This is a genomic window from Ruegeria sp. YKSD163 (assembly GCF_059612905.1).
The window spans coordinates 64,071-90,049 of record NZ_JBXWRM010000017.1; the positions used below are offsets into that span (position 1 = coordinate 64,071).

General features: G+C 63.8%; 29 protein-coding genes. 19 read left to right on the top strand and 10 right to left on the bottom strand.

Features of this window, described 5'->3' with window-relative positions:
• Positions 1 to 12 precede the first annotated feature (12 nt).
• A complete protein-coding gene (locus AC2FNA_RS19185) occupies positions 13 to 936 on the bottom strand; it encodes an aldo/keto reductase (protein WP_496829288.1) in 924 nt (307 codons plus the stop codon).
• Positions 937 to 1,123: 187 nt separating this feature from the next.
• Between AC2FNA_RS19185 and AC2FNA_RS19190 the strand changes: the two genes are divergently transcribed.
• Positions 1,124 to 2,053, top strand: a complete 930-nt coding sequence (locus AC2FNA_RS19190) for an AraC family transcriptional regulator (RefSeq protein ID WP_496829290.1) — start codon at positions 1,124 to 1,126, stop codon at positions 2,051 to 2,053.
• A 41-nt stretch (positions 2,054 to 2,094) separates the two neighbouring features.
• Here AC2FNA_RS19190 and AC2FNA_RS19195 read toward each other — a convergent pair whose 3' ends face one another.
• Positions 2,095 to 2,922, bottom strand: coding sequence for a bifunctional allantoicase/(S)-ureidoglycine aminohydrolase (locus AC2FNA_RS19195; protein ID WP_496829292.1), 828 nt, complete (start codon positions 2,920 to 2,922; stop codon positions 2,095 to 2,097).
• Between the two features lie 185 nt (positions 2,923 to 3,107).
• Here AC2FNA_RS19195 and AC2FNA_RS19200 point away from each other — a divergent pair, with 185 nt between their 5' ends.
• The 7 genes from AC2FNA_RS19200 to AC2FNA_RS19230 all read left to right on the top strand — a co-directional run bounded on the left by AC2FNA_RS19200 (position 3,108) and on the right by AC2FNA_RS19230 (position 8,993).
• Positions 3,108 to 3,455, top strand: a complete 348-nt coding sequence (locus AC2FNA_RS19200; protein WP_234139312.1) for a hypothetical protein — start codon at positions 3,108 to 3,110, stop codon at positions 3,453 to 3,455.
• Positions 3,456 to 3,733: 278 nt separating this feature from the next.
• Entirely contained in the window at positions 3,734 to 4,525 is a 792-nt protein-coding gene (locus AC2FNA_RS19205; RefSeq protein WP_496829294.1) for a class I SAM-dependent methyltransferase, read from the top strand.
• A gap of 270 nt (positions 4,526 to 4,795) precedes the next feature.
• A complete protein-coding gene (gene gcvH / locus AC2FNA_RS19210; protein WP_496829296.1) occupies positions 4,796 to 5,155 on the top strand; it encodes a glycine cleavage system protein GcvH in 360 nt (119 codons plus the stop codon).
• 209 nt (positions 5,156 to 5,364) lie between these two features.
• Positions 5,365 to 6,600 carry an acyl-CoA dehydrogenase family protein gene (locus tag AC2FNA_RS19215; RefSeq protein ID WP_496829298.1) on the top strand — a complete coding sequence of 412 codons (1,236 nt, stop codon included), beginning with the start codon at positions 5,365 to 5,367 and terminating at the stop codon, positions 6,598 to 6,600.
• 5 nt (positions 6,601 to 6,605) lie between these two features.
• Positions 6,606 to 7,397 (top strand): thioesterase family protein, encoded by a 792-nt coding sequence (locus AC2FNA_RS19220; protein ID WP_496829300.1) that lies wholly within the window; start codon positions 6,606 to 6,608, stop codon positions 7,395 to 7,397.
• Between the two features lie 58 nt (positions 7,398 to 7,455).
• The gene (locus tag AC2FNA_RS19225) at positions 7,456 to 8,106 is read left to right on the top strand and encodes a DUF1007 family protein (protein ID WP_496829302.1); all 651 of its coding nucleotides are present in this window, start codon (positions 7,456 to 7,458) and stop codon (positions 8,104 to 8,106) included.
• Positions 8,091 to 8,993 (top strand): nickel/cobalt transporter, encoded by a 903-nt coding sequence (locus tag AC2FNA_RS19230; RefSeq protein WP_496829304.1) that lies wholly within the window; start codon positions 8,091 to 8,093, stop codon positions 8,991 to 8,993. The genes AC2FNA_RS19225 and AC2FNA_RS19230 overlap by 16 nt, the downstream gene beginning before the upstream one ends.
• Here AC2FNA_RS19230 and AC2FNA_RS19235 read toward each other — a convergent pair.
• The gene (locus AC2FNA_RS19235) at positions 8,990 to 9,886 is read right to left on the bottom strand and encodes an alpha/beta fold hydrolase (protein WP_496829306.1); all 897 of its coding nucleotides are present in this window, start codon (positions 9,884 to 9,886) and stop codon (positions 8,990 to 8,992) included. The genes AC2FNA_RS19230 and AC2FNA_RS19235 overlap by 4 nt on opposite strands.
• A 228-nt stretch (positions 9,887 to 10,114) precedes the next feature.
• Between AC2FNA_RS19235 and groES the strand changes: the two genes are divergently transcribed.
• The 6 genes from groES (at position 10,115) to AC2FNA_RS19265 (ending at position 15,697) form a co-directional block, all read left to right on the top strand.
• The gene (gene groES, locus AC2FNA_RS19240; protein ID WP_011046635.1) at positions 10,115 to 10,402 is read left to right on the top strand and encodes a co-chaperone GroES; all 288 of its coding nucleotides are present in this window, start codon (positions 10,115 to 10,117) and stop codon (positions 10,400 to 10,402) included.
• A 62-nt stretch (positions 10,403 to 10,464) separates the two neighbouring features.
• Entirely contained in the window at positions 10,465 to 12,105 is a 1,641-nt protein-coding gene (groL, locus tag AC2FNA_RS19245; RefSeq protein ID WP_496829308.1) for a chaperonin GroEL, read from the top strand.
• A 274-nt stretch (positions 12,106 to 12,379) separates the two neighbouring features.
• Positions 12,380 to 12,850 (top strand): GNAT family N-acetyltransferase, encoded by a 471-nt coding sequence (locus AC2FNA_RS19250; RefSeq protein WP_496829310.1) that lies wholly within the window; start codon positions 12,380 to 12,382, stop codon positions 12,848 to 12,850.
• A gap of 47 nt (positions 12,851 to 12,897) precedes the next feature.
• Entirely contained in the window at positions 12,898 to 13,740 is an 843-nt protein-coding gene (locus AC2FNA_RS19255; protein WP_496829311.1) for a DMT family transporter, read from the top strand.
• Between the two features lie 38 nt (positions 13,741 to 13,778).
• Complete coding sequence (locus tag AC2FNA_RS19260) at positions 13,779 to 14,552, top strand: alpha/beta fold hydrolase (protein WP_496829313.1); 774 nt, start codon at positions 13,779 to 13,781, stop codon at positions 14,550 to 14,552.
• Positions 14,549 to 15,697 (top strand): alpha-D-ribose 1-methylphosphonate 5-triphosphate diphosphatase, encoded by a 1,149-nt coding sequence (locus AC2FNA_RS19265; protein WP_496829315.1) that lies wholly within the window; start codon positions 14,549 to 14,551, stop codon positions 15,695 to 15,697. The genes AC2FNA_RS19260 and AC2FNA_RS19265 overlap by 4 nt, the downstream gene beginning before the upstream one ends.
• 132 nt (positions 15,698 to 15,829) lie before the next feature.
• Here the strand turns inward: AC2FNA_RS19265 and AC2FNA_RS19270 are convergent, their stop codons facing one another.
• From AC2FNA_RS19270 to AC2FNA_RS19280, 3 genes are all read right to left on the bottom strand, one after another.
• Entirely contained in the window at positions 15,830 to 16,903 is a 1,074-nt protein-coding gene (locus tag AC2FNA_RS19270; protein ID WP_496829317.1) for a 5-(carboxyamino)imidazole ribonucleotide synthase, read from the bottom strand.
• Positions 16,896 to 17,384 (bottom strand): 5-(carboxyamino)imidazole ribonucleotide mutase, encoded by a 489-nt coding sequence (purE, locus tag AC2FNA_RS19275; RefSeq protein ID WP_234143158.1) that lies wholly within the window; start codon positions 17,382 to 17,384, stop codon positions 16,896 to 16,898. The genes AC2FNA_RS19270 and purE overlap by 8 nt, the downstream gene beginning before the upstream one ends.
• Positions 17,385 to 17,473: 89 nt before the next feature.
• On the bottom strand, positions 17,474 to 17,698 hold the full coding sequence (locus tag AC2FNA_RS19280; RefSeq protein WP_234139327.1) for a YdcH family protein: 225 nt from the start codon (positions 17,696 to 17,698) through the stop codon (positions 17,474 to 17,476).
• 168 nt (positions 17,699 to 17,866) lie between these two features.
• Here AC2FNA_RS19280 and AC2FNA_RS19285 point away from each other — a divergent pair, with 168 nt between their 5' ends.
• The 4 genes from AC2FNA_RS19285 to AC2FNA_RS19300 all read left to right on the top strand — a co-directional run bounded on the left by AC2FNA_RS19285 (position 17,867) and on the right by AC2FNA_RS19300 (position 20,347).
• A complete protein-coding gene (locus tag AC2FNA_RS19285; protein ID WP_011046644.1) occupies positions 17,867 to 18,280 on the top strand; it encodes an Hsp20 family protein in 414 nt (137 codons plus the stop codon).
• 3 nt (positions 18,281 to 18,283) lie between these two features.
• Positions 18,284 to 18,508, top strand: a complete 225-nt coding sequence (locus tag AC2FNA_RS19290; RefSeq protein ID WP_496829320.1) for a DUF1150 family protein — start codon at positions 18,284 to 18,286, stop codon at positions 18,506 to 18,508.
• 95 nt (positions 18,509 to 18,603) lie between these two features.
• On the top strand, positions 18,604 to 19,482 hold the full coding sequence (locus tag AC2FNA_RS19295; RefSeq protein WP_496829322.1) for a PhzF family phenazine biosynthesis protein: 879 nt from the start codon (positions 18,604 to 18,606) through the stop codon (positions 19,480 to 19,482).
• Positions 19,483 to 19,486: 4 nt separating this feature from the next.
• Positions 19,487 to 20,347 (top strand): hypothetical protein, encoded by an 861-nt coding sequence (locus tag AC2FNA_RS19300; protein ID WP_496829324.1) that lies wholly within the window; start codon positions 19,487 to 19,489, stop codon positions 20,345 to 20,347.
• A gap of 59 nt (positions 20,348 to 20,406) precedes the next feature.
• On the opposite strand, the gene AC2FNA_RS19305 is transcribed toward AC2FNA_RS19300, so the two are convergent.
• The 4 genes from AC2FNA_RS19305 to trxB all read right to left on the bottom strand — a co-directional run bounded on the left by AC2FNA_RS19305 (position 20,407) and on the right by trxB (position 25,475).
• Entirely contained in the window at positions 20,407 to 22,116 is a 1,710-nt protein-coding gene (locus AC2FNA_RS19305; protein ID WP_496829326.1) for a bifunctional sulfate adenylyltransferase/adenylylsulfate kinase, read from the bottom strand.
• A gap of 197 nt (positions 22,117 to 22,313) precedes the next feature.
• On the bottom strand, positions 22,314 to 24,005 hold the full coding sequence (locus AC2FNA_RS19310) for an adenylate/guanylate cyclase domain-containing protein (RefSeq protein WP_496829328.1): 1,692 nt from the start codon (positions 24,003 to 24,005) through the stop codon (positions 22,314 to 22,316).
• A gap of 59 nt (positions 24,006 to 24,064) precedes the next feature.
• On the bottom strand, positions 24,065 to 24,529 hold the full coding sequence (locus tag AC2FNA_RS19315) for an RES family NAD+ phosphorylase (RefSeq protein WP_496829330.1): 465 nt from the start codon (positions 24,527 to 24,529) through the stop codon (positions 24,065 to 24,067).
• A gap of 4 nt (positions 24,530 to 24,533) precedes the next feature.
• A complete protein-coding gene (trxB, locus tag AC2FNA_RS19320; RefSeq protein WP_496829332.1) occupies positions 24,534 to 25,475 on the bottom strand; it encodes a thioredoxin-disulfide reductase in 942 nt (313 codons plus the stop codon).
• A gap of 216 nt (positions 25,476 to 25,691) precedes the next feature.
• Between trxB and AC2FNA_RS19325 the strand changes: the two genes are divergently transcribed.
• Positions 25,692 to 25,979, top strand: a 288-nt coding sequence (locus AC2FNA_RS19325) for an Lrp/AsnC family transcriptional regulator (protein ID WP_496829334.1), incomplete at its 3' end; no start/stop codon positions are given.

A 25,979-nucleotide genomic window follows, 5' to 3' on the forward strand; every position in this document is an offset into this window, starting at 1 on the left:
CCACGATCGGTCTCACCCCATGAAACGTGGGTCGCCTGTTGCCCAGGCAACACCATCGCCCCGGTCCATCGTTTCGATCAGGGCCATTTCATCGTCATCAAGGGCAAAGCCGAACAGTTCAATGTTCTGTTGCATCCGCCGGGGGTTCAGGCTTTTGGGCAGGACCGCGAACCCCTTTTGCACGCCCCACCGCAACAGGACTTGTGCCTCGCTCACACCGTGTTTCGCGGCCATCGCCTTGAAGGGAGAGTGTGTATCGGTTCCGTCTGCCTGCATCTCGGCAGTCTTGCCGCTGGCTTGCCCTGGTTCCGCACGCCAGGTGGAGAGGGGAACGAGTGAGCTGTAGGCGATCGGAGCAATACCGTTTTCGGCCATGCAAGCCAGAAGTTCGGGCTTTTGGCTCCAGGGATGCAACTCGATCTGGTTGTATTCTGGCATCGGCAGGCCCGCCGCCCGAATCTCTTCGATATGGGCTTCGGTATAGTTGCTTACCCCGATGGCGCGGGCCTTGCCCTGAGCCTTGAGATCGACCAGCGCCCGCCATTCGTTTAAGCGTTCGGCGCCGCCTGACGGGGCGTGGATCAGGTACAGGTCGACATGGTCGAGCCCGAGTGCCGCGCACGACGCCTCGAAGGCGGCAATGGTTTCGTCATATCCCTTTGGTGTGTCTCCCCAGGCCGGGTTGCCGGGCCACAGTTTCGTCGTCACGAACAGGTCCGCGCGGTCAAGCCCGGTTGCGGCAAGGCCGTCGCGGATGCCTTGGCCCACGCCGGCCTCGTTGTGGTACCCCGCCGCGGTGTCAATATGGCGATACCCGACCCCGATAGCGGCCGCGACCGCTGCTGCGGCGTTCTCGTCGGCAATGAGGTAGGTACCGAAACCAACCAGGGGGAGGCCGCTTTCTGTCATGGGGGTCTCGTTGGGAGAGTTGGTCATCCCTGTGCTCCAAGAAGTTGTCCGAGGGTTTGAAAGAATTGCTCTATTAGAGATATAGTAGTGAAAACGGGTTGATAATTTTGCTCTTTTCTCTCCAAGTCTTGTCATATTCTCCAACTGTTCGAAAAAATGATGCCGAGGACCGGTCTGTGGTAAACCTGCCTTGAGAGACGTTTATGGAGGTCCGATGCACTCGGGACTTGTTAGGTTGGCGGGTGAGCTGGCTGCGCCCGATGCGGCAGGGGGCGTTATCCAGCTTGGCTTGGGTGGGGCTGTCCTGCTGAGGCGCACCCAGCCCTCGGCTATCGAGGGGACACTGTACCGGCCTTTGCTCTGCGTAATTTTGCAAGGGGCCAAGGATGTTTCCGCCGGAACCCTGTCGGTGCATTGCCCGGCGGGGAATGCCATTATCGTCAGCCACGATCTGCCGGTTCTGTCGCGCATCACCCGGGCCTCTCTGGCCGAGCCCTACATCGCCGTGGTGCTGCCACTGGATCTTGGCATCCTGCGCGGCTTCTTCGATCGGATGCCGGATATTGCCGGGGGTGAGGACAATGCGGCGGCGCTTCTGTCTTGTCCGGCGGATGGTGAATTGCTGGATGCTATCGGTCGGCTCATCAAGCTCGCCCGGCAAGAGATCGCGGCACCGCTGCTTGGTCCGATCCTGCTACGCGAGATCCATGCCCGGCTACTGTTGTCGTCGCAGGGCGCAATCCTAAGGCGTTTCCTGAATCGAGAGGACCCGTCAAATCACGTTGCGCGCGCGATTGCCTCGATCCGCGCCTCGATCGAGGCGCCGATGAAAGTGTCGGCGTTGGCCGAGCATGCCGGCATGAGCACGTCGTCCTTTCATGCGCATTTCAAGTCGGTGACCGGTTTGACCCCCGGACAATACCAGAAGGATATCCGCCTGCTCGAAGCGCGGCGCCTTATCCTGGACAGCGACGCGGCGGTGTCTTCGGTTGCGTTCGACGTCGGCTATGAAAGCCCCGCGCAGTTCAGCCGCGATTACGCCCGCAAGTTCGGATGCCCACCGCGAGAAGACCGCAACAGGGCACGAGAGGCGAACTCGGATCGGTCAACGGCGTTCGTGTCGCAGCCCGCCACGGTCAACTGACAACGAATGGCAGGTGCCGGATACTCGGCATCCTGAAGATATTAGCGTCGCGGCAGCGCCATGTGTCGGTTCACATCCTTGTAGAGCAGATAGCGGAACGGCCCCGGCCCGCCCGCGTAACAGGCCTGCGGGCAGAAGGCGCGCAGCCACATGTAATCGCCCGCCTCGACCTCGACCCAGTCCTGGTTCAGCCGGTAGACGGCCTTGCCCTCCAGCACATAGAGCCCGTGTTCCATCACATGGGTTTCGGCAAAGGGAATGACGCCCCCAGGCAGGAAGTTCACGATGGTGACATGCATGTCGTGGCGCAGGTCGTCGGGGTCGACGAAACGCGTCGTCGACCAGCGCCCCTCGGTGCCCGGCATCTCGTTCGGGGCGATATCCTGTTCGCGGGTCACGAAAGGTGTCGGGGTATCAAGGCCCTCAACCGCTTCATAGGCTTTGCGGATCCAGTGAAACCGGGCAGCGGGGCCTGCATGGTTACGCAGCCGCCATGGGTGACCCGCCGGGATATAGGCATAGCCGCCGGGTTCCAGCACATGATCGGCCCCGTCGAGGGTCAATGTCACCGCCCCCTCGACCACGAACAGCACCGCCTGCGCGCCTGCATCGGTCTCGGGGCGGTCGCTGCCGCCGCCGGGTTTTACCTCCATGATGTAATGCGAGAAAGTCTCGGCGAAACCACTTAGCGGCCGGGCGAGAATCCAGGCCCGCGTTTCCTCCCAGAACGGCAGCTTGCTGGTAACGATGTCGCGCATCGTACCCCTTGGGATGACCGCGTAGGCCTCGGTGAACATGGCCCGGTCGGTCAGCAACTGCTCTTGTCCGGGATGGCCGCCTTGCGGGGCGTAATAGGTGGGGGATGCCATGGGTGCCTCGTCCTGTTCTCTGCGCCAATCTGGGACGGGGACGACGGCAGTCCAAGTGCGGATGGTCAGATAGGAACCTTCGTGTTTATTTGAAGATTGCCGGAGCCGGGGCATCCGGACGCGTTGGCGTTCGGGTCGAGGCCGTGTAATCATCCGGCAAATCCGCCGGAATTGAGGAGTGAGCGATGAAACTGGTTGTGGCGTTTCTGCTGGCTGTTGGACTGTACGGGGGGGCGGCCGAGGCCAAGCCAATCTCGCGCATCATCGCCGAGCTGGGGCTGGAGCCCGAGGATTTCCAACTGATGGGCGCGGCCTCGCGGCAGTTGATTGTCGATGGAAAGCCCGTGGTCGGGCGCGAAAGCGGCTGGGAGAACGCAACGACCGACTCGCAGGGAACCGTTCGGGTCGACGCGGTGCAGGGTGACTGCGCGGTGCTGCACCATGTGATCCGGCCCAAGGGCGCGGCAAATGCGCGGGTGATCGGCACCCGGATGTGCAAGGGCGCCGATGGTGCATGGATGCTGACGCCGTAAGACGGCGTATCGGTGACGTCAGCGCTATTCGGGGTTGTCCGGCTCCTGCCCTTTGGCGCCGTTCGCGCCGTTTATGGCGCATGGTCGTCCCAAGCCCGGGCAACCTGTGCCGTGGCTCGACCTCCTGTTTCGTGACAAGGTGCTGCCAAGAAATGTTGCAGGCGATTTGGCGGGGAAGTCCTTCTTTGAGTTCTTTCGATGAAAAGCACGCGTTTTGACCAGAATTGACGGTGGTGGTAGAGCTGTCCACTGAGAGCGCGACGACGGAGACACACTTCATGACGTTTCAATTGGCGGGTGAGGGGCCCAAGATTTACGAAGAAGTCATGGTGCCGCTTTGGTTTGGCCGATGGGCCGAGGCTCTGATCGACCAGCTCTCACTTCGCAGTTCGGAACGTGTCTTGGATGTTGCCTGCGGCACGGGGGTGACAACCCGATTGACCAAGACAAAGGTAGGGCCAGGCGGCAAGGTAGACGGCCTCGACATCAATGCTCCGATGCTCGCGCAAGCGAAGGAACTGGCCGGTAATCTCGATATCGCGTGGATCGAAAGCGATGTTTGCGACATCGATCTGCCCTCGGAGTCCTACGATGTCATCCTGTCTCAGCATGGATATCACTACTTCCCTGACAAGCCGCAGGCTTTGCGAGAGTTCTTGCGGCTTCTGGCTCCGGGCGGTCGTCTGGGTTTCTCGATCTGGGATGGGCACAGCCCGTATACGAGCGCTATTTGTGCTGCGGTTGAGCATCACATTTCCCCAGAGATTGCGAGAAAACAGCGGTCGCAACGGGAAACACCCTCGGCAAACGAACTGAAAAGCCAAATGAGCGCCCAAGGCTTTTCCGACGTCGTCGTTTTTCGTCAGGAGCTGATGATCGATGTGCCGCCAGCATCCGAGTTCGTACCATTGCACTTGCGCTCGATGCCGATAGCGGCTGCGTTCACCGAACTCCCGGAAGATGCGCAGAACGCACTCATAAACGAGGTTGCGGAGTCCCTCGCGGATTATTTCCAGGGTAACCGACTGGTCTACCCGGACGCTGTGCATGTCGCCATTGGTTTCAAATAGAAATACACTTGGCGGCGTTCGGATTGAGCTGGAACTGACAGGACAGCAGCACGAACCGCTTTGCCCCGCGACCGGGGTCTCGGGATCGAGAAGCGGGAACACCCGGCTTTGGCGCCACCTGAAAACACATCCTTTGCAACGCGTTTCTTGGGCCCTTTGAGCGCGTCTTCAAGCCCGCTTGATGCCTTGGGTCATTTGCTCTCTTGCCGCAAATGGGGGGTGAAGCTAGGCTTGCCCGCAGCAAGCGTTTTTCAGATGGAAAGACACCGGATGAAGTATACCGAAGAGCATGAATGGCTGCTGGCCGAGGACGACTTGATCGTAGTGGGAATTACCGCCCATGCGGCCGAGCAGTTGGGGGATGTTGTGTTCGTTGAACTGCCCGAGCCCGGAACCGAGGTCAGCAAGGATGACGAGATCGTTGTGATCGAATCGGTCAAGGCGGCCTCGGATATCCTGGCGCCGCTTGATGGCGAGATCGTCGAGGTGAACGAGGCGCTGGCCGACAATCCCGGTATGGTGAACGAGGACCCCATGGGCGAGGCCTGGTTCTTCAAGATGCGGCCCACGGACCTGTCGCCGATGGACGATTACATGGACGAAGCGGCCTATACCGACTTCATCAGTTGATTTGTCGCGCGCGCGTCAGGCGGCCGTTTTCCGCGCCGGAAAACGGCCCGGAAAACCTTGTTTTCCGGCCCCTCTCCCACGGCACCTTTCCTGCACGATCACATTCGGGCCGGTGACGTTTCGTCACGCGGCTGGACATTCCCGCGCGGGCCAAGTCATCCTCGATCCAGACATTCCCCCCGTTGTCCGGGGGCAGGGGAGGCCAAGCCATGAACATGACGTTTGCGATGCGCGACGAGAACCGCAAGCTTCTGGATCGCGTCGCGGCGATGATCCGCGACGAGATCATGCCGTTGGAGGATGAGTACCACGCAGAAATCGCCAAGGGCGATCGCTGGCAGTATACCGCCCGCCAGACCGAGATCCTCGAAGGCCTCAAGGCCAAGGCCAAGGCGGCCGGCCTGTGGAACTTCTGGCTGACCGACAGCGATCGCGGGTTCGGCCTGACCACCGTCGAATACGCCTATTTCGCCGAAGAGATGGGCAAGACCCCGCTGGCGGCCGAGGTGTTCAACTGTTCCGCCCCCGATACCGGCAATATGGAAGTCTTCGAGCGCTATGGCAGCGCGAAGATGAAGCAGGACTGGCTGGCGCCGCTGCTGGAGGGGCAGATCCGCTCGGCCTATCTGATGACCGAGCCGGATGTGGCCAGTTCGGATGCCACCAATATCTCGATGTCCTGTGTCCGTGATGGCGACGATTATGTGCTGAACGGTGAGAAATACTGGGCCTCGGGCGCCGGCGATCCGCGCTGCAAGGTCTATATCGTGATGGTCAAGACCGGGGGCGAGGATACGCCCAAGCACCAGCGCCATTCGATGATCGTGGTGCCTGCCGGGACCGAAGGCATCGAGATCCTGCGTCCGATGCTGGTGTTTGGTCACGACGACGCACCGCATGGCCACATGCATCTCCGGTTCACCAATGTCCGCGTGCCGGCCGAGAACATCCTGGTGGGCGAGGGGCGCGGCTTCGAGATCGCGCAAGGCCGGCTTGGGCCCGGCCGCATCCACCATTGCATGCGTTCGATCGGCCAGGCCGAGATCGCTCTGGAGCGCATGTGTAAACGCGCGCTCGACAAGGAGGCGTTCGGCAAGAAACTCGCGCATCTGGGTGCTAATTACGACATCATCGCCGAATGTCGGATGGAGATCGAGATGGCGCGCCTGTTGTGCCTCAAGGCCGCCTGGATGATGGATCAGGGCGACGCCCGGGCCGCCGCGCCCTGGATCAGCCAGATCAAGGTGGTGGCGCCGCGCGTCTCGCTCAAGGTGATCGACGAGGCGATGCAGATGCATGGCGGGCAGGGGATCAGCCAGGACACGCCACTGGCCGCTGCCTGGACCGGTCAGCGCACCCTGCGCTTTGCCGATGGCCCCGACGCGGTGCACCGCCGCCAGATCGCCCGGACCGAGCTGAAGAAGTACACGCAGGAAAAGGTCTGATACCCGTGACGGCCCCGGTCTATTTCACCGAAACCGAACCGGGGCTGTTTGTCGGCAACGATCCGGCGCGCGGGCCGTGGTCGCCCGATCACTGTCATGCCGGGCCGGTCACCGGCCTGGTGGCGCGCGCGGCCGAGGCGGCTGCCGGGCCGGACAAGATGCTGACCCGGCTGACGCTCGACGTGCTGAAACCGCTGCCGCTGGCGGGGCTGCGGATCACCACCGAGATAGAGCGCAACAGTCGCACGCTCACCACAGCCCGGCTTGCCCTGCACGATGACGAGGGTACGCTTTGCCTCACCGGAACCTCGATGCATCTGGTGCGCAAGGAACTGGGAGAGGTGCCCACCGCAACGGTGCCGACCCCTGATTTTGCCCGCGCGCGATCCGGTCCGGCGTTGCTGGTGGGCAAGCTGCATGACCGGCCCGCCTTTGGCCAGTTTATCGAGATGGCCTATCCCGAGGGCGAGGATCTGGGGCCGGGGCCGAAAACCGTCTGGATGAAGGCGCCGCATTTGCTGGCCACCGAGGCACCTTCGCCGATTCAGGCGATCTGCCCGCTGGCCGATTGCGGCAACGGTATCTCCTGGAACGAGCCTCCGGTGCGGTTTGGCTTCATGAATACCGACCTGACCCTGCAAATCCATCGCGAGCCCTGTGGCGACTGGTTTGCAGCGGAGGCCGTATCGCATTGGCAGCCTAACGGTATCGGCATGTCGCAAGCGATCCTTTTTGATACCGTCGGGCCAGTGGGCATGGCGCTGCAGACGCTCGTTTTGCATCCGATGGCGAAATAGCGCCGCAGCTGCGCCTGCCCGGATTGCCAGCCCCCCACCCGCGCCCTATCGTCTGGCCATGCGCCGGATTGCCCTTGCCCTCACTTTCCTGCTCCCCGCGCCGCTTATGGCGCATCCGCATGTGTTCATCGACACCGGATTCGAGTTGATCTTTGCCCCTGACGGGGCGCTGACACATGTGCGGGTCACCTGGGCCTATGATGATTTCTATTCGCTGGTCATCCTCGAGGAACTGGGCCTGGACCAGGATGGCGATGGCAGCCTGACACCCGAGGAACAGGCGCAATTGGCGGGGTTCGATGCGCAATGGATCGAGGGCTATAACGGCGATCTCGACCTGCGGTTGGGCGATCAGCCACTGGCGCTGTCCGGCCCGCTGGAACCCACCGCCACCACCGAGGCTGGACGGATCGTGTCGACCCATCTGCGCGCGGTTACCGGTGGGGCCTTGGGATCGGGGGCAGCCCTGTCGCTGCGCCCCTATGACGAGACCTATTACACCGCCTACGAGGTTGCGCGCCCGGTCACCCTCAGTGGGCGCGACGATTGCCTGCTGGAGCGGTTGGAGCCCGATATCGACGGGCAACTTGCCGAGATGCAGGAGATGCTGCTGCGCATCGACGCCGATGCCGATCTGGAGGAGATGGATATCCCCCTGATCGGTGCTGAATTTGCCACCGAGATCCGCGTCACATGTCCCGGCTCCTGATCCTGCCGGTCACGCTGGTTCTGGCCCTGCTGGGCTGGCTCTGGCTCAGCGGCGGTTTCGACCAGCTGGCGCTGTGGGCGGCGGGCGAGCAACGGGATTTTCAGAACCAGATCGCCAAGGCGCTGCGCGGATTGCGCAGCGGGCAGGGCGGGGCGCTGATGCTGCTGTTGTCGGTCTGTTTCGCCTATGGATTCTTTCACGCGGTCGGGCCTGGCCACGGCAAGGTGCTGATCGGCGGCTATGGGCTGGGTCGGCGGGTGCCGGTTCTGCGGCTTGCGGCGATCGGGCTGGCGGCGAGCCTGGGCCAGGCGGTTACCGCGATCGCGCTGGTCTATGCCGGGGTGGCGGTGCTGGATCTTGGGCGTCAGCATCTGGTTGGCGCGACCGAGCGGATCATGGCGCCCGCCAGCTATGCGGCTATCGCGTTGATCGGCTGCTGGCTGGTCTGGCGAGGCGCCCGGCGGCTGCTGGCCACTCGGAAACCCACGCAGCATCATCACCACCATCATGACGGCGAGACCTGTTCCCACTGCGGGCACAAGCACGGCCCTAGCCTGAGCGAGGTCGAACAGATCGGCACCTTGCGCGAGGCGCTGGCGCTGATCGCCAGCATCGCGATCCGGCCCTGCACCGGGGCGCTGTTCGTGCTGATCCTGACCTGGCAGATGGGCATCGCATTGGCCGGAATCGCCGGAACCTTTGCCATGGCGTTGGGAACCGCCAGTGTGACCGTCGGGGTCGGGCTGGCCTCGGCCGGGTTGCGCGGCGGGGTGCTGGGCGCGGCCACGGCCTGGCGGTTTGCCGGCGTCGCCCTGCCGATGGTGGAGCTTGCCGCCGGATTGGTCGTGACGTTCCTGGCGAGCGGGTTGTTCCTGAGTGCGATCTAGGCGCGCCGTGCGATGAAGTCGCGCACCAGCTCCACGATAACCGGGGCCAGCTTCGGGGTGATGATGTGACCCATGCCCTCGATGGCGTGAAACTCCGAGCCCGGAATATGCGCGGCGATTTCCTCTCCCATCTCCAGCGGGATCAGCGTGTCCTGCCTGCCATGGATCACCAGGCAGGGCAGATCGAGCTGGCGCAGGCCGGGGCGTCGGTCGGGCGCGTGCAGGATGGCCAGCACCTGCCGGTTCTTTCCCGCCGCATCGACACCACGCGCCCAGGCGCGCTCGGCCATGGCGCGGATATCGGCCTCGGGCATCGGATAGCCGGGGCTGCCCCACATCCCGTGTTCGGCGACCTGCGCCTCCAGATAGTCCTGCTGTTTCACGTCACGCACCAGCAGGTTCGCGGCCAGCGCCAACAGTGCCTCGCGTCCTGCGCCCGCGCGCTCGGTAAAGGGGCGGCAGGCGGTCATCACGATGGTTGCCGAAAGCACTCGGTCAGGCTGGTCGATGCAAAGCTGTTGCAGCACTGCGCCCCCCATCGAGATGCCAAAGAAATGCGCGCGTTCGATCCCCAGCGCATCCATCAGGCCGGTGATGTCGCCCACCATATCCTCGATCCCATAGGGTTTGGGCAGGTCCGCGCCCGCGGCCAGCGCCGCCAGAATGGCGTCGGCGCTGTCGGGCACATTCGGCGTCGGGCAACGCTGAGACAGGCCCACATCGCGGTTGTCAAAGGCGATGGTCCGAAACCCGGCGGCGTCAAAACCTGCGCTCAACTCCTTGGGCCAATGCACCAGTTGGCTGCCTTGGCCTCGGATCAGGAACAATGGCACTCCATCTTCCGGTCCGCTCTGCTCGACTTCGAGGTAAATCCCGTTCGCTTCGATCCGCATCAAACCCGCCCTTCCTGTTGACCTTGCAAATCTGCGCAAGCGGGCGAGGGAAGTAAACAGGCCTGGTTGCGGCACTTGGCGGTGGCAACTTTTCGTATCTCCGATGTTGACTCGGTTCCTTCGACCCCCTAGCTATGCGCCGTTAGCACTCGTCGGACTTGAGTGCTAATGCCTCTGTTTAAGAACAGGGGGAGGGAAACAAACTTTGAGCCTCAAGGAGCTGCAAAGATGGCATTGAAACCGCTTCATGACCGTGTGCTGGTTCGCCGTACCGAAAGCGAAGAGAAAACCGCAGGCGGCCTGATCATCCCCGATAGCGCCAAGGAAAAGCCCAGCGAAGGCGTTGTCGTTGCCTGTGGCGAAGGCGCCCGCAAGGATAGCGGCGAGCTGATCGCGATGGCAGTCAAGTCGGGCGACCGGGTTCTGTTCGGCAAATGGTCGGGCACCGAAGTCACCGTCGACGGCGAAGAGCTGCTGATGATGAAGGAAAGCGACATCATGGGGATCATCGAGTAAGCCACGCGCTTCTCTGATCTCTGGTCGCATCATTCCAAACACATTTCTCAAGGAGAAAGAACATGGCTGCTAAGGACGTCAAGTTCAATACCGAAGCCCGCAACAAGATGCTCAAGGGCGTCAACATCCTGGCCGACGCGGTCAAGGTGACCCTGGGCCCTAAAGGCCGCAACGTGGTTCTGGACAAGAGCTTCGGTGCGCCCCGCATCACCAAGGACGGTGTGTCGGTCGCCAAGGAAATCGAACTGGAAGACAAGTTCGAGAACATGGGCGCGCAGATGGTGAAAGAAGTCGCCAGCCGCACCAATGACGAGGCCGGCGACGGCACCACCACCGCGACGGTTCTGGCCCAGGCTATCGTCAAGGAAGGCATGAAATCGGTTGCCGCCGGCATGAACCCGATGGATCTGAAGCGCGGCATCGACCTGGCCACCGCCAAGGTTGTCGAGGCCATCAAGGCCGCTGCGCGCCCCGTCAACGACAGCGCCGAAGTGGCGCAGGTTGGCACCATCTCGGCCAACGGCGAAACCGAAATCGGCCGCCAGATCGCCGAAGCGATGCAGAAGGTCGGCAACGAGGGTGTCATCACCGTCGAAGAGAACAAGGGCCTGGAAACCGAGACCGACGTGGTCGAGGGCATGCAATTCGACCGCGGCTACCTGTCGCCCTATTTCGTGACCAACGCAGACAAGATGATCGCAGAGCTCGAAGACTGCATGATCCTGCTGCACGAGAAGAAACTGTCCTCGCTGCAGCCGATGGTTCCGCTGCTCGAGCAGGTGATCCAGTCGCAAAAGCCGCTCCTGATCATTGCTGAGGATGTCGAAGGCGAAGCTCTGGCAACCTTGGTGGTCAACAAACTTCGCGGCGGTCTGAAGATCGCAGCCGTCAAGGCACCGGGCTTCGGCGATCGCCGCAAGGCCATGCTGCAGGACATCGCCATCCTGACCGGCGGTCAGGTGATCAGCGAAGACCTGGGCATGAAGCTCGAGTCCGTGACCATGGACATGCTGGGCACCGCCAAGAAAATCTCGATCACCAAGGACGAGACCACCATCGTTGATGGCGCAGGCGAGAAGGCCGAGATCGAAGCCCGCGTGGCTCAGATCCGCACCCAGATCGAAGAAACCACCAGCGACTACGACCGTGAGAAACTGCAAGAGCGCGTGGCCAAGCTGGCCGGCGGTGTTGCCGTGATCCGCGTCGGCGGCATGACCGAAGTCGAAGTGAAAGAGCGTAAGGACCGCGTCGATGACGCCCTGAACGCCACCCGCGCTGCCGTGCAGGAAGGTGTCGTTGTGGGCGGCGGTGTCGCTCTGGTTCAGGCTGGCAAAGGCCTCGAGGGCCTCGAAGGCGCAAATGCCGACCAGACCGCCGGTATCAACATCGTGCGCAAGGCCATCGAAGCGCCGCTGCGCCAGATCGCCGAGAACGCAGGCGTCGACGGCGCCGTGGTTGCCGGCAAGGTGCGTGAATCGGGCGATGCAGCGTTTGGCTTCAACGCGCAGACCGAAGAATATGGCGACATGTTCAAGTTCGGCGTGATCGACCCGGCCAAGGTTGTCCGCACCGCTCTGGAAGATGCGGCCTCGGTTGCTGGCCTGCTGATCACCACCGAAGCGATGGTCGCCGACAAGCCGCAGAAAGACGCCCCCGCAGGCGGCGGCATGCCCGACATGGGCGGCATGGGCGGCATGATGTAAGAGGCGATTTCGCCTGAACATCATCTGTCAAAGGTGCGTGTTCATAGGCCTCTGGGCCTATGTGATACAAACCCTTCGCAGTAGAATACCGGGGCCGCCCATGGGCGGCCCCTTTGTTTTTCCAACCGCCGCAGCAGGCAGAGTCTCGCCGGTTTCGTTTACGGGGAAAGAAAACACTTGGGTGACCGTGACCTTGCGGGCCATGCGGTGTATGCCGAACCCGCCGATCGGGGCGAACTGAACCGCCCTCAGTCTAGCGAAAGTTGAGCTTTGCATGAGACCATTTCCGCCCGCCGTATTCCCCGATCTGGTCGATGCCTTGCTGCGTTCGGCCTTCGATACCGGGGCCGAGGCGGAGCTGGTGCGCGAATTACGCGCCGACCGGGACATCGCCACCGAGATCACCTTTCAGGAATTTGGCGAGTTGCTGGGCTATGCCGCTCTGTCGTGGATGCGCGCACCCGACGGCTGGCTGTGTTTGGCCCCGCTGGCGGTTGCGCCCAAGGCGCAGCGGCGTGGGATCGGCTCGAAAGTGTTGCAACTGACCCTGAAATGGGCGGCAGAGCGCGACCTGACCATCGTGGTGCTGGGCGATCCCGCCTATTACGAGCCGCGCGGTTTTTCGCGTGCCCGTGCATCGGCGTTGCACGCGCCCTATCCCAACGACCATCTGATGCTGGCCGGGCCGGGCGGCAATGTGCCCGAGGCGCGGCTGGTCTATCCGCTCGCGTTGGAGCCGCGCTGACGCGTATGTGTCTGTTGTATCGGCGCGTGATCCGGTAATCCGGGTGTATGCGACTGTTCCTGCTTACCGCCCTGACCATGACCGCCTTTGCCGCCAATTCGGTCCTGAACCGTCTGGCGGTGGCCGGCGGCTGGGCCGATCCGGGCGGCTTTGCCATCGTTCGGGTGCTGGCCGGAGCGATGATGCTTGCCCTGCTCGTTCTCGCGCAGCGCCAGCGGCTGCCCCTCTGGCACCGACGCCGGTTGCTGGGGGCCGGTTCGCTGACCCTCTATATGGTCGGTTTTTCACTGGCCTATCTGACGCTGGATGCCGGGTTGGGTGCGCTCATCCTGTTCGGTGTCGTGCAGATCGCCATGTTCGGCTGGAGCGCAGCCACGGGAGCGCCGCCGACGCGTCGGCAGTTGACTGGCGCGGTGATTGCCTTTGCCGGGCTGGTCTGGGTTCTGTGGCCAGCGAGCGCCTTTCGCGTCGATGCGGCAGGGGCCGGGTTGATGGTGCTCGCCGGGATCGGCTGGGCTGCCTATACGCTGGCAGGGCGGGGCGAAGCGGATGCACTAGCCGCGACGGGGGCCAATTTCGTGATGGCCCTGCCGTTGACCGCTGGTGCGATCCTGCCGTTGGCGGGGCTGCCTGCCATGACCTGGCAGGGCGTGTTGCTGGCGCTGGTCTCCGGGGCGGTGACCTCGGGTCTTGGCTATGCGCTCTGGTATCGGCTGGTGCCCGCCCTGGGGCCGGTCCGGGCGGCGACGGTCCAACTGAGCGCACCGGTCATCGCGGTGCTGGGGGGCGTGCTGCTGCTGGGCGAGACGGCCCCGCTGCGCCTTCTTCTTGGCGGGGCGGTTCTGTTGGGCGGGATCGCGCTGTCGATCCGCCGCGCACCGGCTGCTTGAGCCTTTCGTTGCGTAGCAATTCGCAGTATGCCGCGCCCATGCGATGCCTGCCTGTTCTATTCCTCTGCCTGCTGCCCAGTGCCCTCTGGGCCGACTGTGTCGTGCTGCTGCACGGGTTGGCGCGGACCGAGGCGTCGCTGACGGTGATGGATCAGGTGTTCGAGGCGCGCGGTCTACGGGTGGTGCGTCCCGGCTATCCCTCGACCGACATGCCCATCCCGGAACTGGCGCGTGAAACCCTGCCGCCAGCGATATCCGCTTGTGGCCACGAGACGGTGCATCTGGTTGCCCATTCCATGGGAGGCATCCTGATCCGTTACTGGCTGCTCAGCAACCGGCCCGCCCATCTGGGCCGGGTGGTGTTGTTGGCGCCGCCAAACCAGGGCAGCGAACTGGTCGACGAACTGGGCGCCTGGGAGGTGTTCGGCCGCCTGAATGGTCCGGCGGGCCTGGCGCTGGGTACCGGTCCGGACAGTGTCCCGCGCAGCTTGCCACCGGTGGATTACCCGGTTGGCGTGATCGCGGGCGATCAGTCGCTCAACCCGATCTTCTCGTCGATCATCCCTGGCCCCGATGACGGCAAGGTCTCGGTTGCCTCGACGCGGGTGGCGGGCATGACCGACCATCTGGTGTTGCCGGTCACCCATACCTTCATGATGAACAACCCGCGTGTCATCGCACAGACCCTGCATTTCATCGAGAATGGGCATTTCGATGCCGACCTGACCTGGCTCGACGCCGTTTTCGAAACGATAGATCGCGTCTGCCTGCGCAGCGAGTGTTGGGAAGCACCGGGAGAGAGAGATCGATGACCAGCGTTGAGGTGACCCTGACCGGCGCCGAGGTGCTTTTGCCCGATGGCCCCGCGCGCTGCGACCTGTTCCTGTCGGGTGGGCAGGTGGTTGACGCCCTCGCCGGGCGCCGCGTCGATCTGAGCGGCTACCTGGTCTTGCCCGGTATTGTCGATCTGCATGGCGACGGGTTCGAGCGGCACATGGCGCCGCGCCGGGGAGCGATGAAGGAAATGACCGAAGGCGTTGTGGCCGCCGAGGCGGAACTGGCGGCCAACGGGATCACCACCGCTGTACTGGCTCAATTCTGGAGCTGGGAGGGCGGTCTGCGCGGTCCCGATTTCGCCGCAGGTGTGTTTCAGGCGATCCGACAGGTCCGGGACGGGTTGGTTACGGATCTGATCCCGCAATTGCGTTTCGAAACCCATCTGCTCGAAGACTACGCGACACTGCCCGAGCGGCTCGTGGAATGGCAGGTTCCTTACGTTGTATTCAACGATCATTTGCCGCATGAGCGGTTGGCCGAGGGACGCAAGCCGCCACGGCTGGCGGGGCAGGCGCTGAAGGCGGGCCGCAGCCCCGAGGCACATCTGGAACTGCTGAAGGCGCTGCATGCAAATGGCCCGCAGGTGCCGAAAGCTCTGGATGAACTCTGCGCCGACCTGCACCGGCGGGGGGTCCACATGGGCAGTCATGACGACCACAGCGCCGCCGATTGCGCCACTTGGCAGCGACGCGGGCTGACGATCTCGGAGTTTCCCGAGACGCTCGAGGCCGCTGAGGCCGTACGCGGGGGCGGCGGCCATATCATCCTCGGCTCACCCAACGTTGTGCGTGGCGGCTCGCACAAGGGCAATGTCAGCGCGCTCGACCTGATTGCCATGGGACTGTGTGACGCGCTCGCCTCGGACTACCACTATCCCAGCCCGCGCCGCGCGGCGCTGATGCTGGTCCGTACGGGGCTTCTCGACCTCGCCGCCGCCTGGGCGCTGGTCAGCAGCAGCCCGGCCCGGGTGCTGGGGTTGACCGACCGGGGGGAACTGGCACCCGGCAAACGTGCCGATCTGGTGATCCTCGACGCGCAGAGCCAAAGGGTCGCCGCGACGTTTGCCGCGGGCCGGGTCAGCTACATGTCCGGGGATGTGGCCACACGTTTCCTGTCCTGAACTCATTCACTTTGCAGGCAAATACTCCCGCCGGAGGCATCGCGCGCAGCGCGATACGGGCTGCGCCCCGTCTCAGGCCCAACGGGCCGTCGGCGGGGCGCGCGAAATCCGTGCCGGATTTCGCCGCCTGCCTCAACCGCCACGCCGTATCCGGTTGACATGTCCCATCTTGCGACCGGGTTTGGCCTCGGCCTTGCCGTAGAGATGCAGCGCCAGATCGCGTTCGGTGGCCAGCTCGGGCACCCGATCCATATCGGCGCCGATCAGGTTCTCCATGACAACATCCGCGTGCCGCTGCCCGTCGCCCAGCGGCCAGCCTGCCACCGCTCGTATATGCTGCTCGAACTGGTCCACGGCGCAGCCGTTCTGCGTCCAGTGCCCGGAATTGTGCACACGGGGCGCGATCTCGTTCACGATCAGCCCGGCAGGGGTCACGAACAACTCAACCCCCATCACGCCCACATAGTCGAGCGCGTTCAGGATCCGAGCCGCCAGCAACACCGCGTCGGTACGCTGCGCCGCGCTCAGCCGCGCGGGCACGGAGGTGGTGTGCAGGATTCCGTCGCGATGCACGTTCTCGCCGGGGTCGAAACAGGCGACCTGTCCGTCGAGCCCGCGCGCGGCGATGACCGAGACTTCGTGGGTGAACTGCACAAACCCTTCCAGGATCGCGGGCGCGCCCGCCATGTCCGCCAGCGCCGCCGCGGCATACTCGGGCGCTTTCAGCCGCGCTTGTCCCTTGCCGTCATAGCCAAAGCGGCGGGTCTTGAGGATCGCGGGCGTGCCGATCTCACCAATCGCGGCCTCGAGGCTCGCCAGATCGGTGACATCGGCAAAGGGCGCCGTCATCAGGCCCAGATCGCGCAGAAAGCTCTTCTCGGTCAGCCGGTCCTGACTGACCCGCAGCGCCTCTCGCCCGGGGCGGATCGGGCGGTGGGCCTCAAGGATATCGAGCGCCTCGGTCGGGATGTTCTCGAACTCATAGGTGATCACGTCGACCGAGGCGGCGAACTCTGCCAGTGCTTCGGCGTCGTCATAGCCTGCGGTGGTGACCCGATCAGCCACCTGACCGGCGGGCGGGTTGGCGCCGGGTTCATAGATATGGGTGACAAAACCCAGCCGCGCGGCCGCAACCGACAGCATCCGGCCTAGTTGGCCACCGCCCAGGATACCGATCCGGGCCCCCGGTTTCAGCGCCTCACTCATCGACCGGCTCCTCGGGGATCGAGGCCGATAGCGCCGTGCGCCAGGCGTCCAGCCGCTCGGCCAAGCCCGCATCCTGCAAGGCAAGGATACCGGCGGCCATCAGCCCCGCATTGGCCGCCCCCGCCGCGCCGATCGCCATGGTCGCAACCGGATAGCCCTTGGGCATCTGCACGATGGAATAAAGCGAATCGACCCCCGACAGGGCGCGGGTCTGCACGGGCACACCGATCACCGGCACCCGCGTCTTGGAGGCCATCATGCCCGGCAGGTGCGCGGCCCCGCCGGCCCCGGCGATGATCACCTGCAAGCCGCGCCCCACGGCGGCACGGCCATAGTCCCACAGCCGGTCCGGGGTGCGATGCGCCGAGACGATCCGCGCCTCGTAGGCCACGCCCAGCTCATCCAGAATTTCCGCCGCACCCTTCATGGTCGGCCAGTCCGACTGGCTGCCCATGATGATCCCTACCTTGACCCCGGCCATGTGCCCCGTCCTCTGTGGAAAGAGCGCGCACTATAGCCAAAACCGGCCAACTGGCAATGCGGTATGGCGGCGTGCCGGGACAGGCCGGATCAGGCGATGATATCGGGGGTCAGGCGGTCCTCGATCATCGCGATGATGTCCTTGAGGCGCAGTTTCTGCTTCTTCAGTCGTTTCACCGTCAACTGATCGGCGGTGCCCTTTTCCTCCAGCGCGGCGATGGCCTCGTCCAGGTCGCGGTGCTGGCGCCGGAATACTTCCAGTTCGACCCGCAGAACCTCATCCGTTTTCATCGACATATCACTGGGTGCGTTCATTCGGGCGACTCGCAGGTCTGTTTCCAAGGTGCTGCAAAGAATACGCTTTTACTCTGATTTCGGCCAGACCTTGTGGTGTGTCCGATTTCTTCCCATATTCTGTGTCAAGCGGTTGCCGGTTTCGGGGCCGCGCGTGAACGTCGCTTTGACCACAAGGACGAGAGAAACGTGTCGAAACTTACTCTGGGCTCTTACCCACATATGCTGGGCTTCGAGCAGTTGGAACGGCTGCTGGAGCGTTCGGCGAAGTCCGGGAACGAGGGCTATCCTCCTTACAATATCGAGCAGACCTCCGAGACCTCGTATCGGATCACCCTTGCGGTGGCCGGTTTCGCCGAGGCGGATCTGTCGATCACGGTCGAGGATCGTCAGCTGGTGATCCGTGGCCGTCAGAGCGACGACAGCGAGGGGCGGGTGTTCCTGCACCGTGGCATCGCCGCGCGTCAGTTCCAGCGCATGTTCGTGCTGGCCGAAGGGGTCGAGGTGGGCGAGGCCGTGATGGAAAACGGTCTGTTGCATGTCGATCTCAGCCGCGCGGTGCCGCAATCGGTGGTTCAGACGATCAACATCAGGAAAGGGTAAGCAATGCATACTCCGTTCGATTTCAAGGATGACGGCGACCGGATCGTCTATGTCAAGGCGGTCGATGTTGCCGATCTGCCCGACGAGGTCCGCCAACAGGCGGGCGGGCGTGATCACCTTTATGCGGTGCATAACGCCGCTGGCGAGCAGCTGGCGCTGGTGGCCGACCGGCGGATGGCCTTTGTGCTGGCACGCCAGAACGATCTGTCGCCCGTCGCGGTGCATTGATCCGCGCCCGCAACAGGGCCGGATTTCCCGCGTGACATTTGCGGCGGAACCGCCGAAACATGCGGTTCTGCGGGCAGATGGCGAAAGGATCGCGGATGAACTGGTACGATTTTGACTGGGTGGACGCGTTCACCGACCGCCCCTTTGGCGGCAATGGTTGCGCCGTGGTGCATGGTGGCGCGGCCCTGTCGGTCGAGACCTGCATGAGCTTTGTCCGGGAAACCTCGCTGGTCGAATGCACCTTTACCGGCCCATCGGATGTGGCCGATCTGAAGGTGCGCTATTTCCTCGCCAGCCGCGAGATCCCCTTTGCCGGCCATCCCACCATCGCAACCGTCGCCGCGCTCAGCGCGCGCGGTTTCATCGACAAGACCGATCTGGTGCTGGAAACCGGCGCCGGGCTGGTGCCGATCCGCATCTCGGGGGACGAGATCGAGATGACCCAGGTGGCGCCCCAATTCGGCACGCTGGTGCCTGCCGAGCAGGTGGCAAGGGTCATTGGCCTGCCGCCCGAGGCCATCGTGTCGCCGCCGCAGATGGTGTCGACCGGGCTGCCGTTTTGCATCACCGTATTGCGCGACCGAACCGCGCTCGAGGCCGCGCGGCTGGATGTGGCGGCGCTGACCCGGATGGCGGCGGGGCTTGGCTATGACGGATCGGACATGCTGGAGCCGTTTCTGGTCACGCTCGAGGGCGCGACCGAGGCGGGCGATACCTTTGCCCGGCTGCTGTTGGCGCCGCCCAGCCCGCCCGAGGATCCGTTCACGGGATCGGCGACAGGGGCCATGGCCGCATATCTGTGGCATCACGGGTTGATGGCAAAAGACACGTTCATCGCAGAGCAGGGGCATGGCATGGGCCGCCCCGGTCAGGCGCGCGTCACGCGCCTGGGACCACCCGAGGCGATGACGGGGATCAAGGTCGCCGGGCAGGGATATGTCCTGATGCGCGGCCAGGTCCACCTGCCGGGATAAGCGCATGTCCGATCCCGCCATTGCTGTTCTGCCCTATGGCATGAAACTTGGGCCGTCACTGTCCGGCACACCGCTCGACCGGTTGAACTGGCCGCTGGGATGCCCCGAGCGGCTGGTGGGCAAGACCCTGGGTGATCTGGGGGCGGGGGATCACCTGCTGGTCTATCCCCGCACCGGAACCCACTTCCGGCTGAACCGGGGGACGCGCGCGCGCATCTCGCTGATCATGGCGGAACCTGCGGTGATCCATGCCAAGCATTACGCGCTCTTGCGCCTCACCTGGCGGCGCTTTCACCGGGTCCTGACCTTTAACCAAGAGGCGGTGGACCGGTTGCCCAATGCGCGGCTGTTGCTCTTTGGGTCGACTTGGGTGCCCGAGTGGCGCGACCTGACACCCGAGAAGGTGGCGCAATGCTCGCTCATCGCCTCGGCCAAGCGGGACAGTACGGGCCACAAGCTGCGCCATGCGGTGGTGGATTGGGTGCGCGCCAGCGGTCAGGACGTAGCAGTGCTGGGGCGGGGCTATCAGCCCTTTGATAGCAAGGCCGACGGGCTGACGCCCTATCGCTATTCGGTGGTGATTGAGAATGTGCAGGAGCGGAACTATTTCTCGGAGAAACTGCTGGATGCGGTGCTCTGCGAAACGGTGCCGATCTATTGGGGCTGTCCCAATATCGCTGATTTCGTCGACACCCGCGCGATGATCCTGTGTCAGGGCGAAGAGGATATTCGCCGCGCGGTCATGGCGATGAGTGCCGAGGACTACGCTGCCCGGTTGCCCGATCTGCGCGCGCTCAAGGACCAGCTTGCCCCCTATGCCGCGCATGAGGCGCGGGCGGCGCAGATGATCCTGGACGACCTGTAGACAAGAATGACAAAGGCCCGGGAGCGATCCCGGGCCTTCTTGCGTTCTGGGATAGGCGTTCAGCCCGCGATCAGCCCCATGTTTTCCAGCTTCAGCAGCACCTGATGGGCGCAGTTGTCGACCTCGACATTTTCGGTCTCGACGCGCAGTTCAGGGTTCTCGGGCACGTCATAGGGGTCCGAGATGCCGGTGAATTCCTTGATCTTGCCCTCGCGGGCCAGCTTGTACAGGCCCTTGCGGTCGCGGCGCTCGCATTCCTCGATCGTGGTGGCTACATGCACCTCGACAAAGGCGCCAAACTGTTCGATGTCCTCGCGCACCGCCCGGCGGGTGGTGGCATAGGGCGCGATCGGTGCGCAGATCGCGATACCGCCATTCTTGGTGATCTCGCTGGCAACATAGCCGATTCGGCGGATGTTGAGGTCACGGTGCTCTTTCGAAAAGCCCAGTTCGGAACTGAGATTCTTGCGCACGATGTCGCCGTCCAGCAGGGTGACCGGGCGGCCGCCCATCTCCATCAGCTTGACCATCAGCGCGTTGGCGATGGTCGACTTGCCCGAGCCCGAGAAGCCGGTGAAGAACACGGTAAAGCCTTGTTTCGAACGCGGCGGCGAGGTGCGGCGCAGTTCCTTTACCACTTCGGGGAAGGAGAACCATTCGGGGATCTCCAGCCCTTCGCGCAGGCGGCGACGCAGTTCGGTACCCGAGATGTCCAGCACCGTGTCGCCCTCGGGGACTTCGGAGACGGGATAGTACTGGGCCTTCTCCTGCACATAGACCATGTGCTTGAAGTCCACCATTTCCAGGCCGATCTCGTCCTGATGCTTCTTGAACAGTTCCTGCGCGTCATAGGGGCCATAGAAGTCCTGGCCCTGGCTGTTCTTGCCGGGGCCAGCATGGTCGCGGCCAACGATGAAATGGGTGCAGCCGTGGTTCTTGCGGATCAGCCCGTGCCAGACCGCCTCGCGCGGGCCAGCCATACGCATGGCCAGGTTCAGCAGGCTCATGGAGGTGGTGGCGGCGGGGTATTTGTCCAGCACCGCCTCGTAGCAGCGCACGCGGGTGAAGTGATCGACGTCGCCCGGTTTGGTCATGCCGACAACCGGATGGATCAGCAGGTTGGCCTGCGCCTCGCGCGCGGCACGAAAGGTCAGTTCCTGATGCGCCCGGTGCAGCGGGTTGCGGGTCTGGAAGGCGACGATGCGGCGCCATCCCACCTTGCGGAAATAGGCGCGCAGCTCGTTGGGGGTGTCGCGGCGGGCGCGGAAATCGTAATGCACCGGCTGTTGGATGCCGGTCACCGGGCCACCCAGATAGACCTTGCCCGCAACGTTGTGCAGGTAGTTGACCGCAGGGTGCGCCTGATCGTCGGCGCCAAAGACCATCTCGGCCTCGCGCGCCTTGTTGGGCACCCATTTGTCGGTCACGGTCATGGTGCCGAGGATCACGCCCTCCTGGTCGCGCAGCGCGATGTCCTGACCCAGTTCGATCCCGTCGGCGAACTCTTCCTTGACGTCCAGCGTGATGGGCATGGGCCAGAGGGTGCCGTCGGCCAGCCGCATGTTCTCGACGACATTGTCATAGTCGGCCTCGCCCAGAAATCCCTTGAGGGGCGAGAAGCCGCCGTTCATCAAGAGTTCGAGGTCGCAGATCTGGCGCGGAGACAGATCGTGGCTTTTCAGCTCGGCCGCCTCCATCTTCAGTTTCTGCGCCGAGTCGTAGGAGACATAGAGTTCCGGGATCGGAGCGAGGTTGCTCAGCATGGTCATGTCGATACTCTTGATCTGTAAGGTCACTGTGTTGAGGGGTCTGTGCTGGCGGTGCAATAGACCTGTGGGCCGCAGATTGTCTAGGACTGCGGCGCAACAAAGGACGAATTGTGCCATTCCGTGACAAATCAAAAGGTTTTTGCCGGATTTGACCAAAAAAGGTGAAACTTTTTCGGCTCATTCCCCGGTTTGCCGGGCTAATCGGAACGCTGTTCGTCGCTGGGCTGCCCCAATGACAGCGTTGCGGCAGCGGTAACGGCCAGGGCGCTCACCGGTTGCGGCACCCCGCGCAAGGTGAATTCACTGAGCTCCAGCCCGTCTGTTTCGACCCCGGCCGCCTCCAGAACCGCATGGGAAATCAGCAGTTCAACTCCCAGCGCCTTGGTCTCCGCCTCTAGCCGGCTGGCGGCGTTCACGGTGTCGCCGATGATGGTGCGGGGGGCATGGCCCGCGGCACCGATCTCGCCCAGCACAAGATTACCCAGATGCAGCCCCATCCCGATCCGTACGGGCGGCGTACCCTCTGCGGCAAGGGTCCGGTTGAACACCTTAAGTGCGGCGCCGATACTGCGCGCGGCCTCGATCCCGGCACGGGCCGAGGTCTGGGCGTCGCGGGCCTCGAACACCGCCAGGAAGCCATCGCCCAGATACTTGTCCACCGTGCCGCCCGCGCCGACGACCGAGGGGACGATCGCATCGAAGAAGCGGTTGAGCAGGAACACCACGTCATAGGGCAACTGTCCGGTGGTGCGGGCGGTAAATCCGCGCATGTCGAGAAACAGCACCGCCAGTTGCCGTTCCTGTCCCTGGCTGGCATGGGCGCGGCTGCGGCCGCCTTCGGGGCGGAACACGCGAAAGACGGTGGCCGGATCGGTCGGTCGTATCTGGCAGGCCAGCCGGGTATTGGGCGGCGCCCCGACAGCCCGCAACGAGCGCAGCTCTACCTCAGAGGGCGGGTGCAGCAGATCGGCCCCCTCCTCGATCACCACCCGGCAGGTGGTGCAGCGCCCCTTGCCGCCGCAAAGCGCGGTGTGGGGCACCCCGTGGCTGCGCGACATCTGAAGCAGGGTCAGGCCCCGCTCGGACACGATCTCGGGCCCGTCCACATAGCGGATGCGCACCGCGTTGCGCCGACGCATCAGCTTGCGCACAAGATGGATTGTCGCCGCCAGTGCCAGCAACCCCCAGAACAAGGCCAGCCCCCAGTCCTTGACCGCAAAGAGCTCGATAAAGGTCTCGGTATCGGGCCAGTTGAATGCCTCCATGTAACCGGGCCGTTGCGCATCGTCCGTGAAGATAGCGAACATCCGCCGACCCTCGGTCAGCAGCCCGGCCAGCGCGAAGGCGGGCACCAGAACCGCCAGCCCGATCATCCAGGGCACCCAGGCGCGCCACCAGTTGGTCAGTCGCAACCAGAAATGCAGACCGATACAGCCGTGAATCCAGACCACCAGCAACAGCCCGCTTTGTTGCCAGATCGAGATATTGGGCCACATCAGGATGATGAGATAGCTCATCTCGTCATTGACGCCGTGAACCTCGTGGGCATAGCGGGTGTGGACCAGATGCGCGATCAGTTGTAGCGGGATCAGCAGGCCCAGCCCTAGCTGAATCGCCTCGGCCGGCCGCATGCGCAAGGAGCGCCGCCGCGCCAGACCCGTCAGTGCCAGCCCGGCATGGATCAGCAATGCGCCATAGAGCAGGATCGAGCCCGGCAGGCTGCGGGTGATGATCTGGCGGGCATCCTGAAACGCCGCCATCCAGACGGGGCTGATCAGGCCCAACCCGATATTGACGAAGTGAAAGAAGGCATAGGCGAACAGGATCAGCCCGGTTGCGATCCTGAGACGTGTCGCCAGACTGCCCCGCCAGAGTGCGCTTGTGCCCATGCCGCCCGTCTCTTGTGGTCCCGAACCCGAGTGTGTGGGGCCGGGGCCGGGCGGTCAAGTCAGCTGGTGGTGAGTTCGGGGCCAGGCCAGGGCAGGGGCGGCGCGCCTTCTGCCCTGACCGGGCCGTGGCCGAACAGCACGATATGGCTCAGCTCGGGACGCGAGCGCGAGGAATAGAGCAGGCCCTGCGCCCCTTCGGCACGGGCCGTGTCGGAATAGGCCCAACTGGGTGCGGGGGCGCCGGAGGCGCGGATATCCTGCCAGACCACCGAAACCTCGGGGCGGCCGCGCAGATCGGCCAGCCGAGCATCAGTCACCAAAAGCGGCACGATCGCACGGGGTGGGTCCTGTGGCCCCACATAGCGCCGGATCGCCACGCCTGCGCCCTCGGGCGTCAGCGAGGCATAAAGCGCCTTTTGGCCGGAATGATGAAACCGCCCTTCGGGCGCACGGGCCGGGGCGGTGGGCGCCCCGGCCTGATCGGCGAACAGTATTCTCCAGACAGTGCCGGAGAAGACGATCAACGGATCACTCCTGCTCCGCCAAGAACCGTTCGGCATCAAGCGCGGCCATGCAGCCCATGCCGGCGCTGGTCACCGCCTGGCGGTATTTGTGGTCGGTCAGGTCACCGGCGGCAAAGATGCCGGGGATCGAGGTTTCGGTGGTGCCGGGTTTCACGCTGACATAGCCGCCATTGTGAAGTTCCAGCACATCCTTGACCAATTCGTTGGCGGGCGCGTGGCCGATGGCCACGAACACGCCCTTGCAGGGGATGTCGGTGATCTCGCCCGTCTTGACGTTGCGCGCCTTGACCCCTTCGACACCCAGCGGGGCATCGGTGCCATAGACCTCTTCCAGCTGGTTGAACCAGAGCGGCACGATCTTTTCGTTCTTGAACAGGCGATCCTGCAGGATCTTCTCGGCGCGCAGCTCGTCGCGGCGGTGGATCAGCGTCACCTTGGAGGCGAAATTGGTCAGAAACAGGGCCTCTTCGACCGCCGTATTGCCGCCGCCGATCACCACGATTTCCTGCCCGCGATAAAAGAACCCGTCGCAGGTGGCGCAGGCAGAGACGCCAAAGCCCTTGAATTTCTCCTCGCTCTCCATCCCCAGCCATTTGGCGCGTGCACCGGTCGCCAGAATCACCGCCTCGGCGGTATAGGTGGTGCCGCTGTCGCCCTTGGCGACAAAGGGGCGGGCCGAGGTATCGAGCGAGGTAATGATATCGCCGATGATCTCGCAGCCCATCGCCTTGGCGTGGGCCTCCATCCGCACCATCAGGTCGGGGCCCTGCACCTCGGTATCGCCGGGCCAGTTCTCGACTTCGGTGGTGGTGGTCAGCTGGCCGCCCGGTTCGATCCCCTGAACCAGGATCGGCTCCAGCATGGCGCGGCTGGCATAGACACCGGCGGTATAGCCCGCGGGCCCCGAGCCGATGATCAGAACCTTGGTGTGACGTGTCTCGGCCATGATATCCCCAATGCAGTTGGCTGGCGGCGCACCGCCCGTCGAAGAGGGGATATAGCCGTCCGGCGCGGTCTCTTAAACCCCTTTGCACATTCGCGTGTGTCGATCGGCCGGGGGCCGTGATCCGGCAAGGCACGGGAAGAAAATTGCGCATATGCGAAAGATTATTGCGCAGCCGACCGGGGCTGTTATAAGAACCGCAAAAAACGGGAGTTGTTCATGGTCGCGCACCGGCTGGACGAGATTGACCGCAAGATTCTGGCGGAGCTTCAGGCGGATGGCCGCATGACGAATGTCGAGCTGGCCAAGCGGGTCGGAATCTCGGCACCACCCTGTCTCAGGCGGGTCCGGGCGCTTGAGGATGCGGGGCTGATCCGGGGCTATCACGCCGAGGTCAATGCCCGCGAACTGGGGTTCGAGGTGCAGGTCTTTGCCATGGTGGGGCTGGAAAGTCAGGCCGAGGTAGAGCTGAGCGCGTTTGAGGCGCGCTGCCGCGAGTGGCCGCTT

Coding starts and splice junctions, on each gene's coding strand:
- purE (WP_234143158.1), bottom strand. CDS start 17,384: ATGGCCGGGGTCAAGGTAGGGATCATCATGGGCAGCCAGTCGGACTGG.
- AC2FNA_RS19260 (WP_496829313.1), top strand. CDS start 13,779: ATGCGATGCCTGCCTGTTCTATTCCTCTGCCTGCTGCCCAGTGCCCTC.
- AC2FNA_RS19230 (WP_496829304.1), top strand. CDS start 8,091: ATGTCCCGGCTCCTGATCCTGCCGGTCACGCTGGTTCTGGCCCTGCTG.
- AC2FNA_RS19190 (WP_496829290.1), top strand. CDS start 1,124: ATGCACTCGGGACTTGTTAGGTTGGCGGGTGAGCTGGCTGCGCCCGAT.
- AC2FNA_RS19200 (WP_234139312.1), top strand. CDS start 3,108: ATGAAACTGGTTGTGGCGTTTCTGCTGGCTGTTGGACTGTACGGGGGG.
- AC2FNA_RS19270 (WP_496829317.1), bottom strand. CDS start 16,903: ATGAGTGAGGCGCTGAAACCGGGGGCCCGGATCGGTATCCTGGGCGGT.
- AC2FNA_RS19265 (WP_496829315.1), top strand. CDS start 14,549: ATGACCAGCGTTGAGGTGACCCTGACCGGCGCCGAGGTGCTTTTGCCC.
- AC2FNA_RS19310 (WP_496829328.1), bottom strand. CDS start 24,005: ATGGGCACAAGCGCACTCTGGCGGGGCAGTCTGGCGACACGTCTCAGG.
- gcvH (WP_496829296.1), top strand. CDS start 4,796: ATGAAGTATACCGAAGAGCATGAATGGCTGCTGGCCGAGGACGACTTG.
- AC2FNA_RS19185 (WP_496829288.1), bottom strand. CDS start 936: ATGACCAACTCTCCCAACGAGACCCCCATGACAGAAAGCGGCCTCCCC.
- groES (WP_011046635.1), top strand. CDS start 10,115: ATGGCATTGAAACCGCTTCATGACCGTGTGCTGGTTCGCCGTACCGAA.
- AC2FNA_RS19290 (WP_496829320.1), top strand. CDS start 18,284: ATGCATACTCCGTTCGATTTCAAGGATGACGGCGACCGGATCGTCTAT.
- AC2FNA_RS19205 (WP_496829294.1), top strand. CDS start 3,734: ATGACGTTTCAATTGGCGGGTGAGGGGCCCAAGATTTACGAAGAAGTC.
- AC2FNA_RS19235 (WP_496829306.1), bottom strand. CDS start 9,886: ATGCGGATCGAAGCGAACGGGATTTACCTCGAAGTCGAGCAGAGCGGA.
- AC2FNA_RS19295 (WP_496829322.1), top strand. CDS start 18,604: ATGAACTGGTACGATTTTGACTGGGTGGACGCGTTCACCGACCGCCCC.
- AC2FNA_RS19255 (WP_496829311.1), top strand. CDS start 12,898: ATGCGACTGTTCCTGCTTACCGCCCTGACCATGACCGCCTTTGCCGCC.
- AC2FNA_RS19305 (WP_496829326.1), bottom strand. CDS start 22,116: ATGACCATGCTGAGCAACCTCGCTCCGATCCCGGAACTCTATGTCTCC.
- AC2FNA_RS19215 (WP_496829298.1), top strand. CDS start 5,365: ATGAACATGACGTTTGCGATGCGCGACGAGAACCGCAAGCTTCTGGAT.
- AC2FNA_RS19280 (WP_234139327.1), bottom strand. CDS start 17,698: ATGAACGCACCCAGTGATATGTCGATGAAAACGGATGAGGTTCTGCGG.
- AC2FNA_RS19300 (WP_496829324.1), top strand. CDS start 19,487: ATGTCCGATCCCGCCATTGCTGTTCTGCCCTATGGCATGAAACTTGGG.
- AC2FNA_RS19225 (WP_496829302.1), top strand. CDS start 7,456: ATGCGCCGGATTGCCCTTGCCCTCACTTTCCTGCTCCCCGCGCCGCTT.
- AC2FNA_RS19250 (WP_496829310.1), top strand. CDS start 12,380: ATGAGACCATTTCCGCCCGCCGTATTCCCCGATCTGGTCGATGCCTTG.
- groL (WP_496829308.1), top strand. CDS start 10,465: ATGGCTGCTAAGGACGTCAAGTTCAATACCGAAGCCCGCAACAAGATG.
- trxB (WP_496829332.1), bottom strand. CDS start 25,475: ATGGCCGAGACACGTCACACCAAGGTTCTGATCATCGGCTCGGGGCCC.
- AC2FNA_RS19195 (WP_496829292.1), bottom strand. CDS start 2,922: ATGGCATCCCCCACCTATTACGCCCCGCAAGGCGGCCATCCCGGACAA.